Source organism: Pseudobutyrivibrio ruminis DSM 9787 (assembly GCF_900218035.1).
GTDB classification, from domain to species: domain Bacteria; phylum Bacillota; class Clostridia; order Lachnospirales; family Lachnospiraceae; genus Pseudobutyrivibrio; species Pseudobutyrivibrio ruminis.
Genome location: NZ_OBMR01000014.1, coordinates 50222 through 76688, shown reverse-complemented (window position 1 = coordinate 76688; position 26467 = coordinate 50222). Strand labels below are relative to the sequence as shown.

The window sequence follows — 26467 nt, the reverse complement described above, 5'->3', positions numbered from 1 at the left end:
CTTGAATACTGCCCTCACTACGATGGGCCACTAGCTATAGATTGGTATGGTAGACTCCATCCAGCACATTCTAATGGCACAGTAAACCTTCGTAATGCGACAAACACTTCTAAGCTTGTAATTGAAGCAATCATGAATGATGTGATAAAGAAAACTGACCATAGAATACTATTCCGCCGACTTGGCATATGTGCTTGTAATGTCCAAAATGACGGTGGCTATTTTCAAATGGATCTATTCACCGACTATGAAGCGCTTAACAAAGAGCAGCTCATTCATTCTGCACTGTTAGAAGTAAGGACTAGGTATGGAGCAAATGCGATATTAAAAGGAATTAACCTTCTAGAAGGTGCCACCACAAGAGAACGAAATATTCAAATCGGCGGACATAAAGCTTAATTTAATTACCTATATTTTATGAAATTGGATGAAATGATATGATTACTGATAGATACAAAAAAGTGTATGAAAGAGGCAAACCAAAGCACTCTCCATTTGATGATTTTTCAATCAAACATCCGGCTATGGATTTATCTAGACGTGCTAAAATATTCAGCCCTTTTGATGCACTAAAAGGATTTAACGAAGAAATCGCAAGTACAGAGCAATCTTTTGAGGCCAACTATTCTGACTTAGAGCATGTACCTGCAGAGGAATATCCATAGGAGATTTACTATGTGTACCAGATATGCACTTGATATAACTCAACCTGAATTGAAAGAAATCATAGATATTGCAAGAAGCTCACGTCTCACCACTAAGTTTGTGGACACTCACGCAAGACCACTAATCACTGATGGTGAAGTCCGTCCTACCGATATTGTTCCAGTAATAGCTCCTAATTCTAAAGGAGAAAAATGTGTATTCCCAATGCAATGGGGCTTCACGGCCAGAGATAATAAAAGATCTTTGTTCAATGCTAGACTTGAAACTGCTGGTGAAAAGCCTACATTTAAGGATGCATTTCAATCTCATAGATGTATTATTCCAGCTGCTTATTACTATGAATGGGAGCACTTTAAAAGTCCTGATGGAAAAGTAAAAACAGGAGATAAATATGCCATTCAGCCAGCTGGTTGCACTGTAACCTGGCTCTGTGGCCTATATCGTATCGAAGAAGGCTATCCTGTATTTGTAATTCTTACAAAAGAACCTACCATAGAGCTTAGTAAAATTCATGACCGGATGCCTATGATGCTACCAAAAGATAAAATTGAAGACTGGATTAATCCTTCCAAAAATCCCGAAGAATTAATACCATATGCCTTACTTGATATGGTTACAGAAAAAGCAGAAAGATAAAAACATATTTATGGGAAAAGTAATACAAGAAGTAGATGTTATAGCTCAATTCAAGTACGATGGTGAAATCATACCCCTGCGATTTCAGCTAATAAATGAAGATGGAAAACCTGAAGCCTACACTATAAAAGGTTACAAACGAATAAGACATAAAAGCCCATATAAAAGTATAGATGACATCTTAGTCATAAGCACAACCATTGTTTTTGAATGCCAAGTCAATGTACAAGATAAACTCAGTATTGTGAGGCTCTACTTTCAACCAGAAGGCCATATTTGGCTACTTGGAATAGATTAATAGTTTAAGGTACAGAAAGGTTTTATCGATGCCTAGATTTATTGTTTTTGATGTGGAAACTCCAAATAGATATAACAATCGTATGAGTGCTATCGGAATCAGCGTTATCGAGGATGACAAAATCATCGACGAGTTCTACTCATTAGTAAATCCAGAGACTCATTTTGACTATTTTAATGTTAAGCTTACAGGAATTAACGAAGAAAAAGTTGCTAATGCTCCAACCTTTCCAGAACTATGGGAACAAATTGAACCTATTATGAGCAGTGGAATGCTTGTGGCTCACAATGCATCTTTTGATATGAATGTTTTAAAGAAATGTCTAAATGATTACTGTATTGAATGGAAGCCATATGCTAGGTATGTCTGTACTGTCCTAATGGGAAGACAATTACTTCCTAACATCAGCCATAAACTTAATGATTTATGCTGCTATTATGGAATAGCCCTAGACCACCATCAGGCAGATAGCGATAGTCACGCCTGCGCCGAAATTCTTTTAAGATACTTTCAAGATGGTGGTGATATAAAAGGAGCAATTAGAACCTGTTCTTTTAAGAAAAAATAGGCTCGTCTTACAGTGAACTACTAGTCCGCTATAATCTCAACTCCAGCATCTCTCATTTCAGGAAGTTCTTTAAGGTAAAAATTGTCATTCTTGGCTGCTACAGAATCAAGATATATTCTTACTTTATACCCTCTCTTAACTGCTTCCAGTGCAGTGCGTGCCACGCAACATCTTCCATCCACACCAACCATGTTGATTGTATCAACATTCAAATTCTGGATAAACTGAATAAAATCATCCGAAGAAAACGCACTTGGCCACCTTTTGGTAAAACTACACTCTGATACTATTTTGAGTTCATCCGCAAGATTATAATGCTCTATATTTTCAATCTTCCCAACATTTCTTATGTATACAACAGGTACATCTGATTCAACAGCTTCTTTAATCCTCGTATTAACTCGCGTCATTAGATCAGGCTCATAGCTATTCATATATTTTTGCTGCATATCTATTACAAGAAGAATTTCCATATATTCCGCATATCACCTCAATTAATGTAACCCATTAGTTGCTTCCTATTACTGTATTTCCTTTGTAAGATGCTATTCCACCTATACTTTTAGCATTTGTATATCCCATCTTTTCCATGGCGCTTACTGCAGATGCGCTTCTTGATCCGCGAAGACAATATACATACACCGGTATATTCTTATCTGTAATAACATCTACCACTTTTTCAATTCTCTCAACTGGCACATTTTTACTTCCTGGAATGTGCCCTCCTAAATACTCTTCTTCGGTCCGCACATCAAGAAGCACTGCGTTTTCTATAGACTTCATGGCCTCTACTTCGGCATTAATATCTACATGTTTGAAAAGATTAAATAATCCCATATTCCACCTCTCAATCCTACGACATTAGCTCAATCAACCGTTCTAACTTTGCAAAGATTTCATCTAAACTAAAATATCCAGATTCACGAATAGCCACTTGTCCTTCTACATATACAACAACTGTAGGAAATGACAAAACATCATTTTGTGCCGCAAGCTCTGGTTGCTCATCAATAGATATATGTCTTGCTTCAATCTGCTCATGATTAGATAACCAAGCTTCTATGCGTTGCCTTATGGCTACACATGGTGTGCAAGACTTGGAACTAAATTGAAACAATACTATTGAGTGTTTACAGACTAATTCTTGTATAGTCTCTCCTGCTTTAATATCAATCATACTTACTTTTCTCTACTCTTTATACCATCATAGATTTTCTGCTCTATCTCATCATTAGACAAAGAGTAATACTCATATTCACTAAAAGCTATGACAACATCCCCAAGCTCTGTTTCAGCAATGACACAGTCTTTTCCTTCAAAGAAAATCTTATATGTCTTTCCAGCTAAAAGCTTTGTGAATTGTCTTTCCTCTAGAAACTCTCTTTCCATAGTAAAATCCCCCTACTATTCACGTTATTTAATAGGTTTGTAGTTATTTTTATCAACCACAATATAGATATCTTCACCCATCTTCTGCTCAAAATAATCTTTTAGCGCCAAATTAGTATCCCATTTTTCAGGATCATAGTAACCGTATCTTCTTTTAACATCAGACATTCTATCTATGATATCCATAACACCTTCAGCACCACCAATGGAATCACAAAGCTGAATTAACTTATCATATTCATCAAGTTCTATCTTGGCTAATTCTGTTTTTATTAATTCGGTCTCTTCAGCCGTTGTATCAAAGTTGCCAACATAACCATCAATGCTTTTGCCATTGAATGAATGTGTAAGACATACTCTGGCTGGTTCGTCATAGCCTAATGACATCATATAAGAATATCCATCAGAAACATGCCCCAGATGACGTTTTCCAAATCTTCTACCAATGTCATGTAACAAACCTACTACATATGCTTTTTCCGCATCAAGCCCACTTTTAGCAGCAATACATTCAGCACAATGAGCAACAGTTCTGCTGTGATCCCCCCATGGCCCTGGGTTCATCTTTTCTGCTTCTTCAAGAAGTCTCATTGCCTCATTTCTAGTTGGATACATATATCTATTCTCCGCAATAACCCTTTAACTGTTCTTCTATCTGTTTCTTATAATCAGCAACTACATCTTCAGGACTTGTAATCTTTACATCAGCTCCAAGTCCAAATACCCAGCCAAAGAACTGCTGAGAAACAGCCACATCAACCGCAACAAAACTTCTTCCATTTTCTGCAGGTCTTATAGTCACGTCTTTTCCGAATCTATCAATAAATATGCTTACTTTGTCATCTGGAAATTCAATATGCACCCTTCTCTTTTCTCCATGGAACATAGAAAAGTTTTCTACAACATACTCGCCCATATCAAAGTTCTTAAATAGCTCTTTGCCTTCACGAAGATCATCAGTTATGCCAATCTTAAGCATCTTATCCACTCTGTAATGCTTAATCTTTCCAGCCTCGCTATCATAGGCAACTAAGTAGTAGTTCTCATCTTCCATTGCAAGAAACCAAGGGCTCACCTTGTAGAAAGCGCCATCTTTCTTAGGTACAAGTTCCTTATTAGTATTCCATACGCAATACTGAAACTTAATCTGCTTGTTCTGCTCTATAGCTGTATGAATTCCATCTACAGTATAGTAGATAGACTCATTCATGTTTTTGATACGATCATTTACATAGACCTGACGCTGCAGCTGTTTAGCCTGATATTCACTGACAAAAGTCTTCATCTTCTTGATAAGCCGGGTAGACTTATTCTTAGTGATAAACTTAGAAGACTGAATAGCCTCTATTAAAAGCTTAACCTCAGCAAGCTCAAACTCTCTGCTTCCCACATGATAAAAGGTTTCTCTGCCTATCTGCTCTTTGATGACTTCAATTCCAAGCTTGTCATTCATAACTGCAAAGTCATCATAAAGACTCTTTCGTTCTGCAGTAATTCCCTCTTCTTCAAGCTCATGCATTATCTGTTGTAGAGTAAGGCTGTGCTCATCATCAGTCTTCTCCTGCATAATTTTACAGAGATAACTTAACTTTAATTTTTGATTAGACCCTTTTGGCATAAAATAACCCCTCCGTATATACGAACTAAACTAAGCTTAGTATATCACAGAAGGGTAAGTTATTGGACAAAGTTATATAATTATATGATTGAATTGATTACGTATTATTCCGTGCCTATAAAATATTAATCATTGAATCTATGGAATTTCTTTTCTTATTGCCTAAAAGACTTTTAAAATCATCAGAGCGATATCCTAAATCCAAAAAACAGATAGGATAGATATTTTCCTGCAAATTAAAGACTTTTTGTGTTTGCTCAACATCATTGACTCCAGCCCAACAAGTATCTAATCCAATATCAGTAGCAGCAAGCATCATATGTGTTGCAACAATTGTTCCATCCATTAAATAACTGTTTCCACCCTGAAAATTACTAGCAGCATCCTTGTCAGCACATACCAGTATGACCATAGGTGCTCCATAACGGCAAGGATGAACACTATCCATTTTTTGAAGTGCTTCTTCACTTTTTAATATATATACGCGTTGTGGCTGTTTATTGAAAGCAGTTGGCGCCATACGTCCTGCTTCTAAAATATATTTAACTTGTTCTTCATTTGGTTTCTGATTACTGTACTTACGAACAGACTCTCTTGATTCTATAACTGTCTTAAATTCCATCTATAAATCTCCTTTTTTGCTTTGTTAATACAACTCCTATAACAGATGTAAAAATTCCCCAAAGAACCCAAAGGTCCAACATAACATAGCAAATTTCATAAATGGTTTCCTCCTTCATTTGAATCATAATTCATTATACGGGCTAATTTTTTAAAATGTCAGTAAAACTTTTTCATAACACAAAAAGACCAGCTTCGGAAGCCAGTCTAATTGCTTTATCTATTTTAAAGGACTATGCCACTTTGGAAAGTCCTGTGGCATCATACTTGTAAACCGAATCAGTAAGCTTGTCGCAAGGTGCAACCTCTGTAGCATTTACAGTCTTAACAAGCTCTAAAAGCTCAATAGCAGATGGGCCAAATTCATCCTTTAATACAAGAATTTCATGCACGCTCGATGGAAGAATAAAGAAATCACCCTCAAGCTTTTCTCTAAGCTCCCCTAAAAACTCAGAGCACAACACTCCTGCCCCATGAATCATACTCTCAGAAGTAACCACATAAATCTCAGGTAATCCTAAATCAAAAGGTACTTCCTGCCCCATCATATTGGCTAAAGTCTCAGCTAATGTCTTTGTATCAAATCTCATATCATGATTTACTACCTCAAATAAGTCTTCCTCAGTAAGACCAACCTTTTCAATCACTCCATCCCTAATAAGGAAAGAACCCTGACCACCGTCAATCTCTCCAACTTCAACTCTGTATACAATAGCCATATCTAAATAATCTCTGTAAACAACACCTGGCTCTAAAATCACATTTCCTGCAGAAACCATCTGAGCCTTAACATGACCTAAAATATATTCTTTATCTAAGATGTGCTCCATATCTATAGAAGGAACTTCTCTTGAAATAACCTCTAGAGCATATCTCATAACCTCATCAAAGCAGGTCATCTCTCCAATGTATATTGTTGGACAAACCATCCTCTCTTCATCATCTATCTTCTTAATAACAAGCCCAGTCTTAACCTCATTGTTTTTGTTAACCATAGTCTTTTCCACAAAATAACCCTTATCCTTAAGCTCTCCATTAACCTTCTCAATTAATCCCTTTGTAATTCTCATTTCTAAAATCTCCTTTAAAATAAATATCTTTCCTTGGACAAACCAAACTCCTTAAGGTATTGGCATAAAAGCCAAACACATAAAGAAAAACAATGAACAAAATGAAATCCATAAATGGTCGCTAAACTTCATATCCACACCTACCTTTCTAACCAACCTCAAATGTTCGAAAATCCAATTTTTCTTCCGGCACCGAAGCCGGGTATTTGGAGCCCGATTGAGATTTAGCTTTTAATTTTCCTATGAATCCTTTCTTAAATATTTTTTCTTCCGTATACCTTGCGGTTTATTCGTTTGCCCGGAGACAAAAAAGGCCTTAGAACATCCACTAGCAAGGGTTCGAAGAACTTGTCTTGCCCTTGATAGGGGATGGTCTAAGACCTAACTTTTGTTGGAGCGGCAAATGAAGAAACTGCAGGGGGGCGGGAAAATCCGAAAGGTTCATGAAAATAGAAAGGTAAATCTCCCATCGGCGTAGCCGATTACAATCCTACCTTGTAGCGAAGCGATTGGTCTGTTGAAATGGGCAGACCTGGGTCTGGAAGACCCTGCTAAGAATGGTACTAGAAACCTACTAAACCCAGCTGTACCAAAACATATACTTTTATATACATGATTTACTTATTCCACACCTTCTCATTTATTACACACATTTGTGGTAAATAATAGTTAGAACCTTTTTATATGGAGGATACTTTATGGGATATATATGCAAAAATTGTAATTCTAGTGTACCTGAAGGAAGTAACTATTGTACTTTCTGTGGTGCTCCTGTAGAAGATTCATATACTAATGCTGATACAAAATCCAATACTTCAAAAGGTGTTGTAATAGGATTTATAGCCATAGCTGTAATCGCTGTTATTGGAGTGGTTTTATCTTATAAAGACTTTTCTACATCTTCTTCTGATGACTTAGAAACCGAGATATCAAAAGAAGAAAATCCTACCCAAGAAGCAGAACCTACCGAAGATATTTTTGAAGAAGATGATGACATTCTCTGGGGGACTAAGTCTGATCCTTTAGTTTATAGTTGCGGTGGAATAACCTTTGAGATTCCAGAAAACTTTGGTTATGCCGACGGATACTTTTATTCTGAATACTCCACTCTAGGAATATACAGCGAAGTAGTCGAAGAGGGATTCTGGGAAACCTATTATACTGGCACCGGAAAAGATTATGATGAATTGGCAGATGCTACTATTCCTGAGTTTCTAGAAGATCCATATAGAGAATTAGCACTAGATTCAAAAGTCGCCGGTGAAAAAAGTAGATACTACATTTATAGTGGCATTGTGGATGGACAAGAAGAAAAAATTCTATTTGAATTTGTTCTTAACTCGAACAATGAAAATTTAATCGTACTTATGCTTAGAACCGACGCAAATCACTCTGAAATCAATGACTACATAGACATGGTTAATAACGCAGAATACACTGGTGCTGCAGACTCCAGTCAAAATCCAAGGAGCCCATTCTATATAGACCCTGAGTCTATAGAAGATGAACCCGTAGATGGCTATGAGTAAAAATACCATCCAAAAAACTAAAATCTCCAATCTCTATAAAGATTATGAGGACGACCAATCATGGTCGTCCTCATTGCTTTATATATAATCCTAATTATTTATAACATCCAACCTACTTCTTCTAAGCTATGAACATTAAGATACTCTCGCATCGGCTTTGTTATGTATTCCTTGCCATTTCCAATTGGACAACAGTAAGAAACCTTTTCACCATTCTCAAATATAAAATGGTAAATTCGGATCGTATCATCGAAGAAGCAACTGCTATGACTAGAATCTGAATTAACGATATTTGCCAGTCTTTCCAACATCTCTTCTTTTCTTGATTCTAGAATTTTAAATTCATGTTTTCCCTCTATTTTTTTTGTATTACTCATGTAAGAAACTTTGATTATATTACTATCATCGATAATAAAATCAATTGTCTGCACTTCATTATTAATGCCCTTAATATAATCACTAAACGGAATAGTCTTCGCATGATACTCAAAACCAACAAGTTTTGAATCTGGCCATTCTTTTTTCCAACTAGCTGTTTCATATCCTTTCTTTTCCTCAGTAATTTGTTCTTCTAATATGCTCATTGTAATTATCACCTCCATCTATAGACCATGAATTTTTTACGAATTATATTATCTGCATATAACCTAAAAAATTGTTTATATTCTCCCCATACTGATGTATGATGTTGTTTAATTATATTCTAGCAACTTAAGACAGAAGGGAGAAAACAATGATACTTGATACTACAACTATTACTAGCAAAACTGGAAAAGAATTCCAACTTGTCTCTATTGGACCTGACGATGCAGAACGATTCTTAGACTTTATGCATCAAGTATCTTGTGATACTCATTTTATGTCTAGGTATGGCGATGAAGTTAAACAAGATGATGCTGCTATCCAGGCAGAAAAAACTCGTCTTAAAACACTTCAAGATAGCGATATTCAGGGGATGTTTTCTATTATTGATGGCGATAGAATTATTGGAAATATCGCCGTGCGCCAGGTATGTAATCATAGAAAAACAGCCCATCGTTGTAACATAGGCCTTGGCATCCGCAAAGAATATCATGGATTTGGACTTGGCACTATCCTTGTTGACCACGCCATCAATTTTGCTAAAAAATCTGGTTACAAAATCATGGAATTAGGCGTCCTTTCTGATAACATCATAGCCCTAGGACTGTACAATAAAATGGGCTTCACTGAATGGGGACGACTCCCAGAAGCCTTTATCTTAGATGATGGTACTCCTATCGATGAGATAACTATGTACAGAAAACTGTAGATATAAAACACAAAGGCGGAGCCTAAGCTCCGCCATAAAAACCTTTTATCTATATTTTATCTACTCAAGTGCAGTTAATGCTTCTATAATAGCTGCTTCGAATTCTTTCTGCTGGCTAGCAGTAAGCTTGTCTGATGTTCTAATCAAGCATGTGCCTACAATCGTATGTGAACCACTGGCAAATATTCCACCATCAAATGCAGCTAAATATGTTTCTCTAGTTGTTGCATCCTCTACAGATGAATATACTTCTATGCTTCCGCCGCAGTCTGTACCCTTTTCTATCACAGTTGAACCTGATACACTTCCCTGATTAATATTTACATTCGAGAAGTATATCTGTGCAGTATAGCCTCCAGCCTTTCCGAGATGACCATTTGGATCATTATCTTCCGTTACCGCCGATATATCTACAATATCCTCAACATTTCCTAATCTTTCTATTACAAATGCTTCTGTTGGGTTATCTACAAGAGCATATTGTTTTATACTTGTATCTAAATCTGTATATGCCGAATCTAGATTACCCATTACTGTAGTATAATCAGTAGCATTCATTGTTTCAGCAGCCTGGTTAATCTCCTCTGCTGTTTCAGGCATATCTAAAACATCTGCTTTAGCTGCCTTAGCCTCTGAAATCTTTGTTTCTAATGTAGTAATAAGTGTTTCATCTAATGGTGTACCTGAAGTTGTTAATGCTGTTGCATCATCAATTTTAGTCTGAAGCTCTGCATTAAGTGCTTCAAGCTGTGTCTTGGCATCTTCGTATGCTGTAATAGCACTGTCCATATCTGAACAATACGTAATGTGATCTGAGCTATCCTTGTAATCAGGAATGCCGTTGAATAGTTCGAGTGCCCCACTATAGTCACCCTGCTCCTCTAATTTTATGGCTTCCTTGTAATCTGAGCTCTTGCATCCTACTAAGCTCATTGATACTGCCATTACTAATACTACTCCCAAAAGTCTCTTTTTCATTATATAATCCCTCCATTTTCTACAACAGACCTAGTAAACATACTAGGCCTGCAAATATAAACATTATTACTAACAACACTGCCATACCACTAACTAAGAATGCGCATATTAATAGTGGCGCAGCTATAATACATATTCCTATCTTTAATAATTCCCCTGATGTACGAAGAATTACCCCCATCATCTTAAAAAGCAGATATATACATAGTCCGCAAAATGCCATTGAAATCATTACTATCACTCCTTCCAAGGAAACTGTACTCCATCATCAATAATAGAATGTATCTTTTTTATCTTATCCTTTACCAAGATACTCTCTGCTTGAAGAGTAACTATCTTTTCTTCCATCAGCTTCTTGAATTCTACCGGATCCATTTCCTCAAAATGCTTGATTTCTCTGAGACTGAATCCAATGCTTTGATAAAACCGTATTAAATTTACCTGTTCGATGGACTCACTGTCATAAAGTAGATGTCCCATTTTGTTTTTACTCACGGATTTCAATAGGCCCTTTTCCTCATACCCCTGAATAGTCCTACGTGTTACTCTCGTGTAATCGCATAATTCTTTTAATGTTATCATTCAACTTTCCCTCCTTATATGGCTGCACTTGCGTGCTTTTGGTTTTTCCATATAAGGACGTGTTCATTCTGCGAATTTAGAATCGTTCACAATCGCCTATTTCACCGTAAAACTGCACGTTACGTGCAGTCAAAAAAAAACAGACTGAATTTAATAATTCAATCTGTTTTCTTAATAACATATATTAGTATTATCGACTATTCGACAAACTCAACTTCTACCTGTAAGTTTTCTACATCAGGATTAAGTTCTTTTACCATGTTTTCTATAAGGTTTTCTGCGGATTCTTCAGCACTACTATAATATCTCGCATTAGAAGCAAATTCCTTTTGGATTAATAAATAACCATTTCCTATCATCTCCTGTGCTAAATTCTCACCAACCTCAATACTATCATTAAATTTATCATTTTTAAAAGTGAGCTTTTTTACGTCTCCATAATTAATTTTACAATTACCTAATTCTGGCTTAGGTACTCTTACTAGGACATAGCTCCTTTCTTTATCAACGACAAACTCAGCTTCAGCCAAATCAACAGTATATACACCTCTACCTGGGACTTCCAAAACAGCTGTAATATCGCCTTCATTATCATTCTCATCTACAGCAACAAACTCAACATCACTTACCTCTAATACTTCCAGTTTAGCTGTCGTCTTTATGCCTTCAATAGACAATGTCGCATTGTTACTAACGTGATACTTTTGTTCACCTTTTTCAAACCCTAGATTATAAAACTTATCACTTATTTCAGAAATCGCCTTGTCCTTCGCTGTATCATATGCTAACGACACTGCACCAGAGCCCTTATAAACAGATAAAATAACCAAAAGAACTGCTATACCTAATAAGACAATTAAACATATGATAACCGGTTTATTATGGCTATTATTTCTATGATTGTCAGGTTCATCACTTAATGTCCATCTATAATAATCATTAACGGCAGAAGGATCATCCGAAGATTTATTTTTGTCTATATATTCATTTCTATCAATATACATCAGTTATCCTCCCATAGAATTTTAACGTCTTCTCCATTTACACATACAGAATTAGCTATCTGCTGTATTTGTCTTTCTGCTGAATCACGTGCACTTTGCATTAAACCATCATCATTTTGGGCAGTTTCCTTTGCGTTAGATTCCAAATTGTCCATCGAACCTATATATGCATCAAACCCATCTTCAGCACTTCCGCTAAACCAACTTTTTTGATATGACCATGCTTTATCAGTCTGACTATCATCCACATATATATCCACGTCAGGTTGAGGTAGAGTTATAAAAATAGTATTTCCATCCTCACTTACCTCGACCGAAGCCTTAGATAAATCAACAGAAAAAACTGCTTCCGCTTTTAAGAGATACAAAGCTGCATACTTATCGGCAACCTCATGAAAATTATTAATTTTAAAACTCGATACTAGTACCTCTAAGTTCTCAACTTCAGTAAGAGAATTTTGCATTTCTACTTTTGTATCTTTTCCTGATAATCCCTCTTTTTTCCCATCATCAAAGCCGGCAGGGAACTCTTCTGTAGCGCCTTTGTAAGATCCAACCGCTGTACCAACTGCCTTACCAGATGCTTCGCCAGCAGATTCTCCTATAGATTGCGCATTTTTATATAGTGGCATTAATACAAACGCTATGCATAAAGCAATAACCACAATTAAGCAAATAAACCCATATTTACTTGATTTATCTCGCATGCTTTTTGCCTCCCTTATTTTGATTCAACATCAAAATAATCCTCTCTTTTGATTGTTTTTCCATCTAAACTACTATCAATTTTAATTTCCACGCTCTGTTCTTTTCCAGCACCTGGTAAATGAACAAAGCCTGTCTTTATTTGGTATTTACTATCAGAAATTGTATATGTTAATTTTATTTTCTGTCCTTCTCTGACATTGATAGTTCCTGTCACCTCAGTACCATTTAATTTATAAAGAACATCTCCATATGCATCTTCACTATCTAATGTAACGGTAAATACCTTTTTTATTTGGTGGTCTTTAATTATTTTTTCTATATCATTCTTGTATTTCTTATATGACATAGTATTTGTATATATATCTTTTGATACATTTTTAGATCCTGAAACGTAATATCCTTTATCTGGAGTAATCGTAACAATTACGTTTCTATCATTATCAACAATATCTCCATTTGTTATGGTATTTCCAGTATCTTCGTACTGTAAAGATACATTACCATTATCAACAGATACGGATTTAAACGTATTTACATCTACTCGGCTTATAGAAATCTTTACAGACTCATAATAATCCTTAGCTGTCGCTATATCGTTTGCATCATATATATTGAATATTTCTGTAGATGGAATCTTTTGTACATATCTGGTCTCTTCTATGTACTTTTTATTATCAGCATTTTTTGCTTTATATGTTATTTTTAGTGCTTGCCCCGCCTTGATAGTATCATTAGCAAAACCTAGCGAGATGCCATTTTCCGTACCAATCTTTCCTGCTTCTATTGTTGTGCTACCAGACAATATGCCGTCTTTATAATGTTTTTCAGTACTAAATGAAGATGCATTAACAGATACCTTTAAATCAGTCTCAAGACTATTGTCTAATACAACAGTCAATTCAGGTTTATGACTTTCATCCTCAGTAAACGCAATGTCCACTTCTTTTCCTTCAATAGAAACTTGCTGTGACGAATCCTCCGTTGACCTATACTGATAGCCATCTTCATAATTACAAATCCAACCTTCCCAGCCGACAAAATCCAATGATATAGGTGTTCCTGCGTACACCTTCACATTATTACCTTTTATTTCACTATCATTATTGTAATATACTATGCTTCCACCGTAGCTAGGCTGAGGTAAATTTACAGTCACTTCCTTCTTCTCAAAAAACTTTATACTACTCAGCTCTTGCTTGGTCTGTTCAGCTGTTGAAACTGTAATACTATGATTTCCATTTGGAAGCCAATATCCATCATCCACAGTTTCACATTCATACTCTATCTGAGATCCTTCACCTATATAAGTTCTTTCTGTTAATATTTGTCCTCGACATTTAAATCTTAATGATCCATGTGGATATGTATATTCATTAGGATCAAACATAAAACTAGCATTGGCCTCTTTTACTACAAATGTATACTCATATCCATCATCAACTTTATCTTCATCATAAGATAATAGTGAATCATTGTAGTCCCAATCTATTTTTTTCTTTGATTCTACAGTTATTTTGTCGTTATATTTTAAACCAGAAATAGTTTGCTCCTTCTTCTCATCTCCTGCACTTACTTTATTAACCTTATATGTCCATTCTCGATTTCCTTTAAGTTGCACAGTAATATATGGATGCAATTCTATATTATACTTACCTACATCACTAAATGCCTTCCCCTCCTCAAAAATGACAACACCATCATCATTATCCTGGTATTGAGCTTCAGGCTCCGATTTTACAAAAAAGTATTTTGAACTATCGTATTGATAACTCACTAAATACGATGTAACTGAACTAATCTTTATAGAATTGGAATCAGTCTCTTCATTATCCACGGTCCAAGCGCCTGCTAACGATTTGCTATTTCCATCTTCATCTATGTAATAATCATTTAAAAGTAATTCTCTTTTTTCATACATTCCTACAGGTACTACTGAAATATCTTTGCCCGTATAGTCCATTGGGATTTGGAAAACCAAATTTTCATCATTATTAGTATTAGCCCAATTTACTTCTGTTGCTTTACCTGTTTCATCGTATTCAAAGATTTTAAATTCTGAGAATTTATAGAGATTGCTTTTTGCATCATTACTAACAGCTACATTTGCATAAACAGCTTCATTAGGATTTAAATAACACGAGCCCTCTATTTGTTCCTGCATTCCTGAATCCTTATAATAAGAAATATTCAAATTATCATTTTCAGCAAATGTAACTAATACCTGAGCAGGACGCACTTCTTCACTTTCATCTTCATTTACTAAAGAAGATGCTTCCTTATACATACCATCCTCACTAAGCTGCCCAGCGTCATCAAGTTCCTTGTATTGCTTATAATTTTCATCATCCTCAATATCAGCAACACCGGTAAATACTTTTTTAGCTACGTCATTAACTTTATTATCTTCCTTTGCACAACTAGTTAATCCAAGACATAACACCATTAAACTTAGAAATATTAACTTCTTCATATATACCTCTCACGATAAGATACTATTCTGCAACTATACCTTCTTTTGAAATCAGATTTTTATAGCCACATTCTTTGCATTTCCAATGCTTCTTATGGTCATTAAAACCCTTTTGAACATTTAGAAAAGCATTACATTTATCACAATACCAATCTATACCTGGATATTTATCATTAGATAATTCATATATCATACACGAATCCCACATAATAAACTCCCAGCTTTTAGCGGCATACCCGCCATATCCATTGGAATTTCCTCTAACTTCTGAATATAATTCTCCTTTAGATGTTATATTGTATGCTCCAGGCTTCCCCGATAAGTAACCTTTTTTACGCAAAATTACATTTACTTCTTTTGCTGACAAACCTACTATCATTCCCAATTGTTTAGCAGACCGCATCTTGCCTGTTTTCTCTAGTTTTCTTTTCCTCCAAAACATACATGATCCTCTCCTAAATATTTATATTTAAGTTTTCCTACTCATTTCTCACACAATTAGTATTGTACCACACTAATCGTTACATTATATAATTCAATAACTTAGAATAAAACTGCACGCACAGTGCAGTCAATTACTCTTCTAACTGCAATTATATAAAGCAACAAATAAGAGCGGACATTCTATCCGCTCAGATATTAATATTAATTATTTACTTCAGTTCCACATTTATTACAAAACTTGGCACCCTTATCTAACTTAGCTCCACAGCTTGGACAGGTTCCAGGCTTAATAAGCTTTGAAACCTTAGTTGCTGTTTCGGAAACACTTTTTCCAACCTTACCAGATAAATCTTTTACATTTTTAGTAAGTTCATTTTCCTCTACTACAGCTATTTCTTTTTCTGGAAGCTTCTCATTAACCAGCTGATCTTCTACATGATGCTCTAAAACTCCAAGCATATCTTTTTTGATAAGCTTATCTGATGAAAGGAAATCGTGAGCAGCACCTAGTTTATCATTAAGCAACGCTTGATTTACCTGGTTATAATTTTCATCTTTCTTCTCAACAAGCTTAGCTTTTAACATGTCATAAAGAATACCAACTAAAAGAACAGTATTCTTATATGCCAATTTGTCAGTGTCAGAGAATTTACGATAATCCACTGTCCCTTCGACTTCTACTGTATATTGTAATCTAGCAAAGTGCTTGTCATATATTGTTTTAACTACAGCAAGAGCATTCTTATAGTTTTCTGCAGCTCTATATAACTCCTGAAGATATAAACATACCTCATCAACCTCTGTTGTTTCTTTTTCAATATTTTCTTTGGCTTCTTCCATCTTCTGCTTCAAAGTATTACCAGAAATATTGAAAATAACACCACCTATCATCAATCCTACGCCTAGAGTAGCTGCCCCAAGCACAGTCGTGCCTAAAGCTATTCCACCGCCTCCTGCAGCCAGCGAACCTCCGCCTAATGCTGCCAATGTTGCATTTGTCGCTGCAGCACCTGACAATGATGCTATAGCTGTTCCTGTAGAAGCTGTTCCAACAGCAGCAACAGCAGCTGTTGTAGCACCAGCTGCGGCAAAACCACCAAAAGTTCCTAATGCAGCTCCACCAATCCCGCTTGCTAAAGCGATAGCCCCTACAGCAGCTTTTTGGATTTCATCAGCACTATATTCTGGAAGTTTAAAATCCTTGTCTTTGATTTCACCGAACTTTGGTCTGTTCTCAATCTTTTCAATGACATCAGAAAAATCTTGAAACTCTGACATAATCATAATTTCAAATTCACCAAGTTCGTCCATTGCTTTTGTTGCAACTTCAAATGTCTTCTCATAAAACTGAGTGTTAACTGCATGTTGAGCCTCAATCATCTTTTTATCCTTATTGGACTCATACATTTTTTGCGCACCCTTAACTCCATTAGCTGCTCCTGCTGTACCAGCAGCGGCAGCTCCCATTAACATAATCACTGGTAATGGCATTTCAAATATCCTCCCTACTCAAATACTAATCTACTATTTGGATCAGCCCAATGTTCCTCAACAGTTCTATTTCCCCAAGGTATTGGCTTTCCTGTTTTTTCATAATATTTCATAAGATAATCATTAAGTGCCTCAGGCGAATCAATGACCGAAATATCTTCAGCCATAGCACTATAAGCATCAATTTCTATCTTTAGTTTGTCATAATCATAACTTCCTAGTTCTGCCGCAATTCTCTCAAATTGCTCTGCAGATTCTTTTAACTGCCTAATCTCATAGGTAAGTGTAGGCACTTCATTGAACCTAGCAATAAGTTCTTGAATCATTGGATTGTGATCCAACGAAACAAGGCAAGCACAGCAAATTGTTGAGCTAATCAAAGCTGGTAATAAAGTAACTATTTCATCCCCATACTTCTCTCTTAACTTATCCAAGGAATCACCCATTGATGTCATGAATTTCTCACTAACTAGCAAACTACTTCCCGCCATAAAATAACGTGATGCAGATGCTAATCTTTCACCAAATGGTAAGTATTCTGGATTACATATAAGTACTTCGGCGCCCTTAACTATAGAAGCATAAGTTGTCTTAACCAAAGTATTTTCATCAAAGGCCATATCATTGATAACATCCTGCATTCCTGCAAAAACATTCATAAACAAATGCTCGCCTTCAGCTTCATCTAAGTATGACGAAGAGAAATACTCATCAATAGTTTTATAGAAAGAATCCATCATAATTTTCAATGCTCTTTCTATTAATTCGTTTCTGTCAAAACTATCATTTTCAAGAAGCTCTAGTATTCCTTGTTTAACTTCAGCCCAGACCTCTGACATCATTAGTCCTAACATCTGTGAAGTGTCTGTCTTTGTATCATCTATGAAATTAGTAGTATCTGTATTGTGAATATAGTCTAAGAAATTTATATATTTCTCAACCCCTCGTGCAGATTCAGGATCAGAACCAAAATTATAGAATTCTATACATTTAAGATTTCCAAAAACTGTATCCCAGGTCACATCCTCAAATGGATATAGTAACTCATCATCAATACGCCCCTCATTCATTAGCTGATTGGCCATCTCTGTGAGTTTAAACCCTCCTACCAGTTTTCTAGAAATATATTGATCTGTGATAAAAAGCATGTTTCCTAAAATACTCATATTAGGATTAATCATAAACCTATTATCTTCGTATTCAGCGGAACCTCTTCCTTCAGTAACCAATTATACGCAACCCCCTTTAATCCTATATATAAATCGTTTTTACAAACAATTCAATTTTATCATAAAACATTAATAAATAGCTTTCTCTTAATCATTTAATCCGCACTTTATGCTACTGCAAATACGGAGAAATCAAACATATCGCCAAGGGCACATCCTAACTCCTTTGGTTGCATAATATCCTTAATCTTTCTAAGTGTAAGCTCGAACAAATCGCTATCTTTAAAGATATGAAGAAGCTCCGCAGTATTTCTAGCATCATCAAGCGCATCATGCTGTCTGCCACTAAAATCAACACCTGCCATATCAAGAGCCATTTTTAAAGAAATTTGTCTTTCAAATCCTAAGTTAGTATCAAATTCCTGCTGAAAATCAGACCATGGATTTTCAAGTAGATTCTTTTCATCATCAGAAATCTCATATCCCTTTAAAATAATTTCTTTTGAAATCTGGTTAAAATCGCTATCGCTCCATGCATAGATTGTCACCTCTTCACCAGTTCCGAGACACCAATTCATAAACATTTTTAAAGCTTCGTTAAATACAGGTGCATTTTCTACCATCTCTGTGGTTATTCCTGTAAGCTTTGTTATCTTATTCATAATGCGAACATTATGCTCTGGTTTTACATATGTACGAAATGAAGATATTTCTGTGAGATTATCATCAAGCATTACTGCTCCAATTTCTATTGTCTCTGACGAGCAAATATAACGTGCCTCAGAATTCTGTGCTACATTATTCATCTCTAAATCTACAACTACGTGCTTCATAATTATCTCCTCCTGTGAAATATCCCGTTCATTACCCACAACTATTAAATTTTGTGATTATAAAATATCATCTTTGCTGTACTATAAAACTCCCTAAACTCTTCTTTCGTATATCAAGATGAGAAACAAATAATATATGCTAATAGCATATAGATAAATGTGATATTATATTTGTATGCTTTTTATATATGCCAATCATATATATACTGCCGGAAATAAAAATTATATTCTGATAGCAACAGGAGGATTCCGATTATGTTTGAAACAGCGAGTAATAAAGAAATAGGAAATTATCTAGACATATTAATACGTAGAAAATATCAATCTGATAGACAGTTTGCCAGAGATTATATAGAAAGACGTTACGGACCTGATTCAGACGAATCACTTCAAAACATGCAAAACCGTATCAGTCAAATTAAGCATGGAAATAAAAGTATTCAGTTGGAAGACTTGCCATACTTCTCACATATGCTCGAAGTATCTGTAGATGAAATACTTAGCGCTGGAAAGCACACAGCAACTATGTCGAACCGCCCTACGAACTTCTCTGTTGCTCAGTCAAAGGATAAAGAAATGTGGGATGAATATATCAATCAAATCGATAAACCATTTTTAAACGCTGATGAATATAATAAGACGCTTATAGACTACGCTTTTGAATTTGAAAACCACGAACTACTGACATATCTGATGGATAAAAATATTATTTGGTTTGTCAGTGGTAATAAGAATGACTATGGTATTAGCCTTGGGGCAGGAACAAATATTAAAAGAAGGGACGTCGGTAGTATTGATACTCTTGATGTATATCTAGGCAGCAATGACACCCTAAGAATCAAAATGATTACACTTGCTATTAAGAATAGCAATTACGAACTATTAGATAAGCTACATGCTAGAGAAATACCAAGACTGTATTTGTTAACACCTACTCTGGGACACCATACCCTTACTAATGATCCAATAGCATTAACACCTGATATAAAAGAACTGTTAAAAGCTATAGCCTCAAGTGATGATAAAACCATTGAATATTTTTTTAATGAGTTTTCTATTGACTCATCACTTACAGATAGTACAAATACTTTTATATATCCTTATCTAAATGAACTGCTTTCAATGATGATTAAAAGCAAACATCCTAATGCAAACAAATGGCTCACTGCAGCTATCGATTACAACAAAAGTGTTCATAAAAAACTGCTAAAGGCTTCAAGAGAAGCACTTGAGCAAAGCAAAGAATATTATAAAAGCATCAACATCGAGGACGATAACTCAGGGTATTATAAAGAAGCTGTAAATAGTCTTACTTGGAAATGGTTCTTTCCATACCCTAAAGAAGGCTTTTTTGCTTACACAAACCCTAATGTGGAAAAGGGACAACCTATCAATGGATTTGTAACTAATCTCATTTTCATCAACGCGAAATCCTCTAATAGTACAACACAAGCTCTTATAAATGAGCTTAATTCAATCTATGATTCAGTAATGCATATGAATGAAAGGAGTTAGACTATGAGTATCTTTGATTTTACTGATGGAGATTTTTTAATGGATATGGGCTCTGGCATGGCCATGGATACAGAAGGCCATCTCATGCAGAACATGGGTTCCGGCATGGCTATGGACCTAGAAACCGGAGACCTACATCTTACTGATAACACCTCTTCTAGTTGGGCAAATTCAGATGATAACGACAATTGGTAATAGTAAATGGGCGGAGCCTTTGCTCCGCCATTAACTATACTCAGCAATAATTTACCATCACTTCATCAAAATATCTATCAAATGCCGTGATATCACCATTTTTTATACAATTTAGCATTTCAGCATATTCTTGCGCTCTTTTAAAATCTTCTGCTCTATGTGACCACCACATATCTATATACTCATCACAAAATCCCATTTTAATAAGAATAGATGGTTTAAATGTACGTGTGACTCTAATATTTTCTACAAGATCTAATGGTACAGTATCTGTATCATATCGACTCTTATACCTATTCAGTCCCATAGCAACAACTCCATTTTTCCATAATCTACGAGAAAGATATATCTTCCGACCGGCTGGAAATACTTTAGTTCCATATCGAATAAATCCATTTTTATCACAGTAGGAATCGCTTTTGATATTAGCAACAACACAGTATTTCATCATACCTGGTTTTATCATTTTATTCATAGCTAGTTCACCCCCCTCACTAATCTAAAAAAAACACCAATATGATGGCAGGTACGAGTCGAACGCCCCTTTCTGTGTTATGAGCACAGTGTTCCCGGAACTCCTTGGTCATATTGGTGTTTTTCAGTAATGTGGATACCACAGAGGACGTTGTCCTGGCACTGTGCCTTCACTCATTACTTTTAGCTCCTACGATCAGAGGGCGCCAATTGCCCAAGATGGTTCAGGGAAATGTGCTCTACGGGGAGCCTACCCTCCAAACACCCAGTCAAGGGATCCGCACTCTACATTTCATTTGAATAATCTAAATACCGAGCTGCAATTGCCTTTCAATAGTTATTCTTTAGCCTTGTCTATTTATAACATATGGCAACTCCAAAATGGTCGCTTCTAAGACGACAATTATTCAACTTACTATCGTATATTATTCCTTTGTTCTTATCTTTATCAAATCAATAGCTTTAATAAGCTCTTCTCTTGTAGGTGTTATTTCATACTCAACGCATAAATTAAAATAACCCACTAAAACCACACACTGCAATTTTGTAAGTGAATTGATAGATCCAATTGCAAATCTTTTCGACATCCCAAATGCCTGGAAATATGATGACAAAAAATATATTAGCTTTTCTTCCATCCTACACTCAAATTCCACATCAACGCCTTCAGCTACAACTTCTCCTTCTTCTAGGCATGAATAAAACCCTTTATCTGTGTACATATTCCTTCAATTCCTTCCATCAAAAAACAACTTACATAATCATTCGTTTCTGCCTACATATGAATCTTCCAAATCAACTTATTATTCACCTTCATATTGACTGTTAGCCCCGTCATTTTATTATCTTCTACGCAAGTATATTCATCATACTCAATTGAATAACCATCTATGTTTCTAAAAAATGAAATATTAGACGCTTTATTTTCTTTTAACTCTACGCATCTTTGAATATACTCATTTTTATCAAGAATCTCTGGATAAGAGGCTACTAACATCATCATTCTAATGCCCCATTCTATATGAGCATCCGTTTTCCATCCTTCAAACTCCATAAAATCTGCCAAAAACAAATCTGTCCAGAAATGCTCAACCAATTCATTTACCGACAATCCCGTATACCCTGCATCCAAAATCTTTTTTAAAGCAACGGCAGCATCTTTACTACAGCAAAATTCCAAATCCCAAAGAGGTAAATTATCGCTCCCATCTTCATCATATATAATATAATCTAGCAAATGATTTTCGATAAGAAGCGAAAACATATTTGTAATCCTTGTACTACCAGGGTTATCTTCCACATGCATACTTGCAAAAAATAAAAACTTAGCTAATGGACTATCCTCTAAATCTCTATCATCATGTGAATCTAAAGGATTTGCGCCTCCATTTATAAGCTTTTTAATTTCCGTGTATTTATCTTTTTCCATCGCATCATATAACGCTTTATTAATCTTTATCTGTTCCATATAACCCCCAAATAAAAAAGCATACTCAACTGTTCACAAAAAGAGCAATCGTCTCAATCCTTCCAGCCGAGTATGCCTATAATGAAACCTACTTTACCTCCAAGGGGTGTCACAATTCTAAAATCGTCGCCCGAGGTCTAACCTCACAGATAGCACGAGTAATAGATTTGCTCGCTTGCCTTGGACATCAGTTTCATTATTTAAAACAATGTACGGCTGCTAGCGTAAATCGCTAGCAGACACGCAGAAAGCACTAATGAGAAGTCAATCTTCTCTAAAAGTGCTAATACATATTATTCATTCACCAAGGGCGGGGCAAATCCCACCTACATGAATGAATATATAGAATAATGGTAGCAAGTACGAACCGAAGTTTTGATTAGTGTTATGAGCATTCTAATTCTAGTAGTTCTTGCCATATCAAAATATAATCATAGTCATATGCCTAAAGCTTTAGGAGGGCTAATCATGGGCACTTGTCGCTCCTACCTGACTAGAATTAAAACTAGTTCCCCTAGCTAATCACCCTTCAACGTAGTCAAACAGCAACAACATCAACGATTAACTCACTTGCTCATATGGACTATAATTTTCAAAGACTAACACCAGTGTGCATTTGCTCCTCATAAAAGCGCTGCAAAGGCCAGATAGTCTTCACGACTCCCGGGGTGAGTAAATCCCACCGAAAGGGAGTCTTATTTGCATAAGCTTTACGTCGAATTAACGACGCTTTAAAAAACTTAGGCTCCCATCGTATTTAGGATGTAGCGTTGGGTGAATCCCTCCACGAATCATCTTAATTTGATGAGTGAAAACATCTGAATATATCTATGGGATGCAAGAATTATCCCTAACGGGCAAGGGTCCAATACCCAAGAAACGTTAATACATAGTCAAGTCCCAATGTCCTGAAATATGCATATAGGACAGTGTCATTTACTACACTACACAGACTCCAGATGTAAACCAAGTTAACCGCGGTGTCGCATAGCATCCTTAAAGTATCGCGCTCTACAGACGTTAACTTGGACTAAAAAGATACGTACTAGGCTCCAATTGCCGGTCGGTATCCACTAGCCATCTTCAATATATCCCATCATTCCTATAAAAAGGTCGTTTCTAAAAAGACATTTTCAAAACTAACAGCCTATGCATTTCTCTCCCATTTCATCCAAGATTTGGTTTACCTGCTCTATCCTATTTATGTCATGCTGTAAGCAATATTTAATTATTCTGTCCCATAGAATAGAGTCTGATAGAGCATATCCCGCTGCTTTGAGAAGCTTTTCAGCCTCCCATAAGGAAAGCTTCAATCCAAAACAACAAGCTACTGCCGTCTCCTTCTTAGGCTTATAGAATTTATTACCATTTATAGCAGAAAAAAGTTTTCTATCAATCCAAGCTGCATTATAGAACTCAACATTTGTTAGGCCTTTATCACCAATCAATTTGAGCAACTGCTCTTGAAACGTAGGATCTATGTCTCCCAGATTGCTATAATCTGGATCAAAAACTTTAATGCTCTTTCTCGAATTTGAATCTTCGGCATTCTCATGTGATACGCTAAGACTTTCAATCTCTGCTACATAGACAGCAAGTTTTTCTTTTGAACATAACTGAGTATCATTGCTAGGTGTAAGCTTTTCATTTGCATCGGTTAAAGGCATATTCTTGAGATCTCGATTCTGTTGCTCCTGAAACTTACGATAATCCTCTTCCATTTCGCTACTCCACCAATTATCATCTGCATCAGTATTTGTACTGCCTGTTTTTTGTTCGTTAGAAGCATTCTTAAAGCTATAAACGAATGTCACGATTAATAACAGAATAACTACAATAATAATCCCTGCTAACATATCCCCTCCATTGCAAACATTGCCATGTATTTATGATTTAACTATACCACTTCACTTTTAACAACTATAGTCTAGCATTCTACTATTGATATTTATGGGACATGTAATCATAAAGAAATCATAACTTCAGATTCTACTGGATTTGTAGTTTCAAATGATGTTTACTAATTAAGAGTCACTACAATCAACTTATAAAATTACATAGTGTAGCAATCAGCGCTATTGGTGGAATAATAAATAATAACAAGCTAGATAGACAACTTCCATTAGGCTTATTATCTCCACCACCCTTTTTTTCTTCATCGTCATTAAGAATAATATCCGTCAGTATCAAATCATCCATTCCTATTTGACCATCGTCATTCCAATCCATAATCGAATCCTCACTTTACTATATATTCATAGGCATAGGTACTACTCTGATTATGATCATTTAGAGCTGTTCCAACGTAATACTCTTTTGCAACTTTATCCATGGCTATACAAACATTCGGATAACAACTGTTTGCTGCATAATCATCCATGCCTGGAAGTTTTCTCGCTTCAAGTGCTGTCAAAGTATGTGTTCCTTTTCCCAGTGATCTCAAATAATCTTTAATAATCATAGCCATATACTCGTTCTTCTTCATTACCTATACCTCCTCGTAGCTAAATGATAATTCATATATAGCACGTCATTATTCTTTTGTATAGATAAGTTTGTATTGTGAGTCTGTATTGTGTGTTAGGATATAAAATGCCTATAAACGTTGATTCTACAGCATTTATTACACTTTGTATTTTCTTGTATTTTTTATAAAAGGCTTCTATCTTTTCAATATAGCTAACAAATAATCATCCAAATATGACTCTAGCACCCCCTCCGCATCTACATTCCCAAAACCATGGAAAAACTCCTCTGCAACTCCTCCAGCTATAGCTCCAAAGGTATCGCTGTCACATTTGAGACTGTAAATATTTCTAATGAAAGATTCATAATCAGTGCTTTCGTAGAAGCATCTTATGGCTGCAGGAACTGAACCTTGGCAGCTTTCATTCCATTTATATCGAGGTCTGATTTCATCCAGGCTATATTCAATGCTATATTCATATTTGCTTTTAGGGTATTCCTGTGCTACATAGTCGTATATCTCCTGCTTGCTCTTGCCATGCTTTGCCATCCATATGCATGTTGCTGTTACAACAGCTCCTTTGATACCTTCTGGATGATTATGAGAAACTTCAGCCGTCTTCTTGGCCATTTCTTGCATCTCGTTATAATCATCATAGTATTCACCTACAAATGCTACTCTCATTGCAGAACCATTACCCCAACTGTTATAAGGTCTATGTACTTTCCCATTAATCCATACAAAAAAACGACAACCATATCCACAATGTGGATACTTCCGTCCCACCTCAACCATCGTATCAACTAAATCGGCTTCCTCTATTATAGCCTTCTTAATAGCCATCATCATTACTGTGTCATCAGTAAATCCCATAGCAGTTGTATTAATAAGTGGAACATTCTTCCAATCTAATTTCTTTGGTCTATTAAATTCATATTGTGATCCTAAAATATCGCCTAATACTGCACCTTTAACTGCCATGA

At 35.7% G+C, this 26467-nt stretch carries 33 protein-coding genes and 1 pseudogene; 9 read left to right on the top strand and 25 right to left on the bottom strand.

What is annotated here, in order from left to right; translation table 11 throughout:
• From CRN97_RS14180 to CRN97_RS13255, 5 genes and pseudogenes are all read left to right on the top strand, one after another.
• A pseudogene (locus CRN97_RS14180) lies at nucleotides 1–399 on the top strand (DNA methylase); the annotation flags it as partial.
• Nucleotides 400–437: 38 nt separating this feature from the next.
• On the top strand, nucleotides 438–665 hold the full coding sequence (locus tag CRN97_RS13270) for a hypothetical protein (RefSeq protein ID WP_097077208.1): 228 nt from the start codon (nucleotides 438–440) through the stop codon (nucleotides 663–665).
• A 10-nt stretch (nucleotides 666–675) separates the two neighbouring features.
• Nucleotides 676–1302 (top strand): SOS response-associated peptidase, encoded by a 627-nt coding sequence (locus CRN97_RS13265; protein WP_179670760.1) that lies wholly within the window; start codon nucleotides 676–678, stop codon nucleotides 1300–1302.
• A gap of 10 nt (nucleotides 1303–1312) precedes the next feature.
• Entirely contained in the window at nucleotides 1313–1600 is a 288-nt protein-coding gene (locus tag CRN97_RS13260) for a hypothetical protein (RefSeq protein WP_143483271.1), read from the top strand.
• 28 nt (nucleotides 1601–1628) lie between these two features.
• Nucleotides 1629–2168, top strand: coding sequence for a 3'-5' exonuclease (locus CRN97_RS13255; protein WP_097077205.1), 540 nt, complete (start codon nucleotides 1629–1631; stop codon nucleotides 2166–2168).
• A gap of 20 nt (nucleotides 2169–2188) precedes the next feature.
• Here CRN97_RS13255 and CRN97_RS13250 read toward each other — a convergent pair whose 3' ends face one another.
• The 8 genes from CRN97_RS13250 to CRN97_RS13215 form a co-directional block, all read right to left on the bottom strand.
• On the bottom strand, nucleotides 2189–2641 hold the full coding sequence (locus tag CRN97_RS13250) for a cysteine hydrolase family protein (RefSeq protein ID WP_097077204.1): 453 nt from the start codon (nucleotides 2639–2641) through the stop codon (nucleotides 2189–2191).
• A 34-nt stretch (nucleotides 2642–2675) separates the two neighbouring features.
• Entirely contained in the window at nucleotides 2676–3005 is a 330-nt protein-coding gene (locus tag CRN97_RS13245; RefSeq protein ID WP_097077203.1) for a rhodanese-like domain-containing protein, read from the bottom strand.
• A 16-nt stretch (nucleotides 3006–3021) separates the two neighbouring features.
• Nucleotides 3022–3345, bottom strand: a complete 324-nt coding sequence (locus CRN97_RS13240) for a thioredoxin family protein (protein ID WP_033154927.1) — start codon at nucleotides 3343–3345, stop codon at nucleotides 3022–3024.
• A gap of 2 nt (nucleotides 3346–3347) precedes the next feature.
• Entirely contained in the window at nucleotides 3348–3557 is a 210-nt protein-coding gene (locus tag CRN97_RS13235; RefSeq protein WP_090301841.1) for a hypothetical protein, read from the bottom strand.
• 24 nt (nucleotides 3558–3581) lie between these two features.
• Nucleotides 3582–4172: an HD domain-containing protein gene (locus tag CRN97_RS13230; RefSeq protein WP_097077202.1), complete on the bottom strand. Its 591-nt coding sequence runs from the start codon at nucleotides 4170–4172 to the stop codon at nucleotides 3582–3584.
• 4 nt (nucleotides 4173–4176) lie between these two features.
• Nucleotides 4177–5175 (bottom strand): helix-turn-helix transcriptional regulator, encoded by a 999-nt coding sequence (locus CRN97_RS13225; RefSeq protein WP_097077201.1) that lies wholly within the window; start codon nucleotides 5173–5175, stop codon nucleotides 4177–4179.
• A gap of 115 nt (nucleotides 5176–5290) precedes the next feature.
• The gene (locus CRN97_RS13220; protein ID WP_097077200.1) at nucleotides 5291–5797 is read right to left on the bottom strand and encodes a nitroreductase family protein; all 507 of its coding nucleotides are present in this window, start codon (nucleotides 5795–5797) and stop codon (nucleotides 5291–5293) included.
• 232 nt (nucleotides 5798–6029) lie between these two features.
• Nucleotides 6030–6866 carry a DUF5688 family protein gene (locus tag CRN97_RS13215; RefSeq protein ID WP_097077199.1) on the bottom strand — a complete coding sequence of 279 codons (837 nt, stop codon included), beginning with the start codon at nucleotides 6864–6866 and terminating at the stop codon, nucleotides 6030–6032.
• 698 nt (nucleotides 6867–7564) lie between these two features.
• Between CRN97_RS13215 and CRN97_RS13210 the strand changes: the two genes are divergently transcribed.
• Nucleotides 7565–8395 carry a zinc-ribbon domain-containing protein gene (locus CRN97_RS13210; protein ID WP_097077198.1) on the top strand — a complete coding sequence of 277 codons (831 nt, stop codon included), beginning with the start codon at nucleotides 7565–7567 and terminating at the stop codon, nucleotides 8393–8395.
• Nucleotides 8396–8493: 98 nt separating this feature from the next.
• On the opposite strand, the gene CRN97_RS13205 is transcribed toward CRN97_RS13210, so the two are convergent.
• Nucleotides 8494–8979, bottom strand: a complete 486-nt coding sequence (locus CRN97_RS13205) for a hypothetical protein (RefSeq protein WP_097077197.1) — start codon at nucleotides 8977–8979, stop codon at nucleotides 8494–8496.
• 149 nt (nucleotides 8980–9128) lie between these two features.
• Between CRN97_RS13205 and CRN97_RS13200 the strand changes: the two genes are divergently transcribed.
• Nucleotides 9129–9686, top strand: coding sequence for a GNAT family N-acetyltransferase (locus CRN97_RS13200; protein ID WP_097077196.1), 558 nt, complete (start codon nucleotides 9129–9131; stop codon nucleotides 9684–9686).
• Nucleotides 9687–9746: 60 nt separating this feature from the next.
• On the opposite strand, the gene CRN97_RS14225 is transcribed toward CRN97_RS13200, so the two are convergent.
• The 9 genes from CRN97_RS14225 to CRN97_RS13150 all read right to left on the bottom strand — a co-directional run bounded on the left by CRN97_RS14225 (nucleotide 9747) and on the right by CRN97_RS13150 (nucleotide 19365).
• Complete coding sequence (locus CRN97_RS14225) at nucleotides 9747–10664, bottom strand: outer membrane protein assembly factor BamD (protein ID WP_207653206.1); 918 nt, start codon at nucleotides 10662–10664, stop codon at nucleotides 9747–9749.
• 237 nt (nucleotides 10665–10901) lie between these two features.
• Entirely contained in the window at nucleotides 10902–11246 is a 345-nt protein-coding gene (locus tag CRN97_RS13185) for a helix-turn-helix domain-containing protein (RefSeq protein ID WP_097077194.1), read from the bottom strand.
• A 197-nt stretch (nucleotides 11247–11443) separates the two neighbouring features.
• Nucleotides 11444–12250: a DUF4230 domain-containing protein gene (locus CRN97_RS13180; protein ID WP_097077193.1), complete on the bottom strand. Its 807-nt coding sequence runs from the start codon at nucleotides 12248–12250 to the stop codon at nucleotides 11444–11446.
• Entirely contained in the window at nucleotides 12250–12957 is a 708-nt protein-coding gene (locus CRN97_RS13175; RefSeq protein ID WP_097077192.1) for a DUF4230 domain-containing protein, read from the bottom strand. Before CRN97_RS13175 ends, CRN97_RS13180 begins: the two co-directional genes overlap by 1 nt.
• Nucleotides 12958–12971: 14 nt before the next feature.
• Nucleotides 12972–15428 (bottom strand): PI-PLC domain-containing protein, encoded by a 2457-nt coding sequence (locus CRN97_RS13170; protein ID WP_097077191.1) that lies wholly within the window; start codon nucleotides 15426–15428, stop codon nucleotides 12972–12974.
• 22 nt (nucleotides 15429–15450) lie between these two features.
• Nucleotides 15451–15870, bottom strand: a complete 420-nt coding sequence (locus tag CRN97_RS14290) for a hypothetical protein (RefSeq protein WP_242962106.1) — start codon at nucleotides 15868–15870, stop codon at nucleotides 15451–15453.
• A 203-nt stretch (nucleotides 15871–16073) separates the two neighbouring features.
• Nucleotides 16074–17363: a zinc ribbon domain-containing protein gene (locus CRN97_RS13160; protein WP_179670758.1), complete on the bottom strand. Its 1290-nt coding sequence runs from the start codon at nucleotides 17361–17363 to the stop codon at nucleotides 16074–16076.
• Between the two features lie 14 nt (nucleotides 17364–17377).
• Nucleotides 17378–18592: a hypothetical protein gene (locus CRN97_RS13155; protein ID WP_097077190.1), complete on the bottom strand. Its 1215-nt coding sequence runs from the start codon at nucleotides 18590–18592 to the stop codon at nucleotides 17378–17380.
• A 107-nt stretch (nucleotides 18593–18699) separates the two neighbouring features.
• Entirely contained in the window at nucleotides 18700–19365 is a 666-nt protein-coding gene (locus CRN97_RS13150; protein WP_097077189.1) for a 3'-5' exonuclease, read from the bottom strand.
• Between the two features lie 255 nt (nucleotides 19366–19620).
• On the opposite strand from CRN97_RS13150, the gene CRN97_RS13145 reads away from it, so the two are divergent.
• The gene (locus CRN97_RS13145; RefSeq protein ID WP_097077188.1) at nucleotides 19621–20880 is read left to right on the top strand and encodes a hypothetical protein; all 1260 of its coding nucleotides are present in this window, start codon (nucleotides 19621–19623) and stop codon (nucleotides 20878–20880) included.
• Nucleotides 20881–20883: 3 nt separating this feature from the next.
• Nucleotides 20884–21075 (top strand): hypothetical protein, encoded by a 192-nt coding sequence (locus CRN97_RS13140; RefSeq protein WP_097077187.1) that lies wholly within the window; start codon nucleotides 20884–20886, stop codon nucleotides 21073–21075.
• 40 nt (nucleotides 21076–21115) lie between these two features.
• On the opposite strand, the gene CRN97_RS13135 is transcribed toward CRN97_RS13140, so the two are convergent.
• The 7 genes from CRN97_RS13135 to CRN97_RS13105 all read right to left on the bottom strand — a co-directional run bounded on the left by CRN97_RS13135 (nucleotide 21116) and on the right by CRN97_RS13105 (nucleotide 26465).
• Nucleotides 21116–21550, bottom strand: a complete 435-nt coding sequence (locus CRN97_RS13135; RefSeq protein WP_097077186.1) for a hypothetical protein — start codon at nucleotides 21548–21550, stop codon at nucleotides 21116–21118.
• Between the two features lie 424 nt (nucleotides 21551–21974).
• Nucleotides 21975–22271 carry a hypothetical protein gene (locus CRN97_RS13130; RefSeq protein ID WP_097077185.1) on the bottom strand — a complete coding sequence of 99 codons (297 nt, stop codon included), beginning with the start codon at nucleotides 22269–22271 and terminating at the stop codon, nucleotides 21975–21977.
• Between the two features lie 53 nt (nucleotides 22272–22324).
• Nucleotides 22325–23017 (bottom strand): hypothetical protein, encoded by a 693-nt coding sequence (locus CRN97_RS13125; RefSeq protein ID WP_097077184.1) that lies wholly within the window; start codon nucleotides 23015–23017, stop codon nucleotides 22325–22327.
• Between the two features lie 1139 nt (nucleotides 23018–24156).
• Nucleotides 24157–24873, bottom strand: a complete 717-nt coding sequence (locus CRN97_RS13120; RefSeq protein ID WP_097077183.1) for a hypothetical protein — start codon at nucleotides 24871–24873, stop codon at nucleotides 24157–24159.
• Nucleotides 24874–25057: 184 nt separating this feature from the next.
• Nucleotides 25058–25246 carry a hypothetical protein gene (locus tag CRN97_RS13115; protein WP_097077182.1) on the bottom strand — a complete coding sequence of 63 codons (189 nt, stop codon included), beginning with the start codon at nucleotides 25244–25246 and terminating at the stop codon, nucleotides 25058–25060.
• Nucleotides 25247–25256: 10 nt separating this feature from the next.
• A complete protein-coding gene (locus CRN97_RS13110; RefSeq protein WP_097077181.1) occupies nucleotides 25257–25502 on the bottom strand; it encodes a hypothetical protein in 246 nt (81 codons plus the stop codon).
• A gap of 177 nt (nucleotides 25503–25679) precedes the next feature.
• Nucleotides 25680–26465, bottom strand: coding sequence for an ADP-ribosylglycohydrolase family protein (locus tag CRN97_RS13105; RefSeq protein ID WP_097077180.1), 786 nt, complete (start codon nucleotides 26463–26465; stop codon nucleotides 25680–25682).
• Nucleotides 26466–26467 lie beyond the last annotated feature (2 nt).